The sequence below is a fragment of the Micrococcus sp. ACRRV genome (genome assembly GCF_022346985.1).
Classification (GTDB): Bacteria; Actinomycetota; Actinomycetes; order Actinomycetales; family Micrococcaceae; genus Micrococcus; species Micrococcus porci.
Map to the genome: position 1 here is coordinate 1 of NZ_JAKRNH010000173.1, position 2,552 is coordinate 2,552.

Genomic DNA, 2,552 nt, shown 5'->3' on the forward strand with positions numbered 1-2,552 from the left:
GGTCCTCTTGCTTCCCCGCGACTTCCCCTCCCGGCCCTTCCCCCCGGGTGGCCGCACCCCGAGCCCCGTCGGCGCCGTCGGCGGGGTCGACCGCGACCGCAACACCGGGAGAGAACGATGGGGACCTTCACGCAGTCCGTCGCCGTGGAACGCGACCGTCAGGGCGCACCCGCCCGCCTGCACTGGGAGGGACGGGAGTACGTGCTCGCCGAGCGCCCGCTGCGCTGGTTCGAGCGCCGCCGCTGGTGGGCCGAGGAGGCCCGCGCCGAGAAGGGCCGCGGACCCGGCCTCGTGGACCACGAGATCTGGCGGCTCCAGGTGCGCCTGGCGCGCGCCGGCAACGCCCCCGTGCGCACCGTGGACCTCGCCCACCACCTGGACTCCGGCCGGTGGCGCCTGGTCCGCGTCCACGCCCCCGCCCAGGAGCGCACCCTGAGCCGCACCGCATGAGCGCCTTCCCGCACCTGCACGTGGCCTCCGCGTTCAGCGCCCACCACGGCGTCAGCTGGCCCGCGGACCTCGCCGCCGCGGCCGCCGCCGCGGACATGGACCTCCTGGCCTGCACGGACCGGGACGGCCTGTACGGGACGGTCAAGCACGTCGGCGCCTGCCTGGCCCGCCGCATCACCCCGATCGTCGGCGTGGACCTCGCCGTCCGCTGGGACGAGGACGAGCCCGCCGGCCGCGTCGTCGTCCTCGCCCGCGGCGGCTGCCACGGCACCGGGTACCGCGCCCTCTGCCGCCTCGTCTCCGCCGCCCACGCCCGCACCGCCGGGGGAGCGGCCGGCGGCGCCCCCTGGGTCCTCGTCGCCGAGGTCGCCGCCGCGGCCGCCGGCCCCGTCCCCACCGGAGCGAACCCCGGCAACCCGCCCACGCCCGAGCTGTTCGTCCTCGTCGGCCCGGACTCCGACGTCGGCCGCCACCTCGCGCGCCGTCGCACCGCCGCCGGCCTGGCCGCCCTGCGCCGCTGGCGCGCGGCCCTGCCCGCCGGTGCCACCCGCGCCGAGGTCGTCAGCCACCTCTCCGCCCCCGGGCGGCGCCTGGACACCGGCCACGCCGTGAAGATGCTCCGCACCGCCCGCACCGCCCGCGTGGCCCCCATCCTCACCAACGCCGTCCGCTACGCCGCCCCGGACGGCGCCGCCACCGCCGACGTCCTCGACGCCGTCCGTGCCCTCAGCGCCCTCGATGCCGTCCACGACCTCCAGCCCAACGGGCAGGGCTGGCTCAAGCCCACCGCCGCCATGGAGGCCCTCGCCGCGGAGATCGCCCACGCCGCCGACGAGCACCCCGCCGCCCTGCTCGAGTCCACCCGCGCCCTCGCCGAGGCCTGCGCCCTCGACCCGGAGACCGACCTCGGCTGGGGCCGCCCCCGCGTCCCCGAGGCCTCCGTCGTCGGCACCGTCGGCGACCCCCGCCAGGTCCTGCGCGAACGCACCCGCGCCGGCCTCGCCGCCCGCTACCCCCACCTCCACACCGGCGCCGGACTGCCCGGCACCAGCCAGGCCGCCCGCGACCTCCAGGACCGCGCCGAGCAGGAACTCGGCATCATCGACCGCCTCGGCTTCGCCGGCTACTTCCTCACCGTCGCCGCCGTCGTCGAGCTCATCGAGGGCATGGGCGTGCGCGTCGCCGCCCGCGGCTCCGGCGCCTCCTCCCTCGTCAACCACGCCCTGCGCATCTCCCACGTCGACCCCATGGCCAACGGCCTCATCATGGAGCGCTTCCTCTCCGACGCCCGCTCCACCCTCCCGGACATCGACATCGACGTGGAATCCGCCCGCCGCCACGAGATCTACCGCGCCGTCGTCGACCGCTTCGGCGCCGAGCGCACCACCCTCATGAGCATGCAGAACGCCTACCGCGCCCGCGGCGCCGTCCGCGACGCCGGCCTCGTCCTCGGCATGGAGGAGGACGAGGTCGACGGCATCGCCAAGCAGCTCTGGCGCTTCTCCGCCTCCAGCTTCCGCGACGCCCTCGACCGCATGCCCGAGCTCTCGTCCCTCGCCGCCCGCATCGACGCCGGCCGCGCCGCCGGCCGCCACCAGCTCGACCTCCTCGTCGACCTCACCGAACGCCTCGACCGCCTGCCCCGCCACATCTCCATGCACCCCTGCGGCGTCATCCTCTCCGACGCCGCCCTCCTCGACCGCACCCCCGTCCAGCCCTCCGGCATGGGCCTCCCCATGAGCCAGTTCGACAAGCACGACATGGACCCCATGGGCTTCCTCAAGCTCGACATCCTCGGCGTCCGCATGCAGTCCGCCATCGCCTACACCCTCCAGGAGGTCGAACGCACCACGGGGGAGCGCATCGACCTCGAACAGGTCCCCCTCGACGACCCCGCCACCTACGCCATGATCCGCACCACCCACACCCTCGGCTGCTTCCAGATCGAGTCCCCCGGACAGCGCGAGCTCATCGGCAAGCTCGAACCCCGCGAGTTCAACGACCTCACCGTCGACATCTCCCTCTTCCGCCCCGGCCCCATGCAGTCCGACATGGTCCGCCCCTTCCTCGAGCACCGCCACGGCTGGGCCCCCGCCCACTAC

General features: G+C 75.7%; 2 protein-coding genes. Both read left to right on the forward strand.

Going from position 1 to position 2,552, the window contains the following annotated elements:
• The first annotated feature begins 117 nt into the window (after window positions 1–117).
• On the forward strand, window positions 118–450 hold the full coding sequence (locus MHY29_RS11800; protein ID WP_224354978.1) for a DUF6504 family protein: 333 nt from the start codon (window positions 118–120) through the stop codon (window positions 448–450).
• Window positions 447–2,552: PHP domain-containing protein (locus MHY29_RS11805; protein WP_239241460.1), on the forward strand; the 2,106-nt coding region annotated here is incomplete at its 3' end. The genes MHY29_RS11800 and MHY29_RS11805, both read left to right, overlap by 4 nt.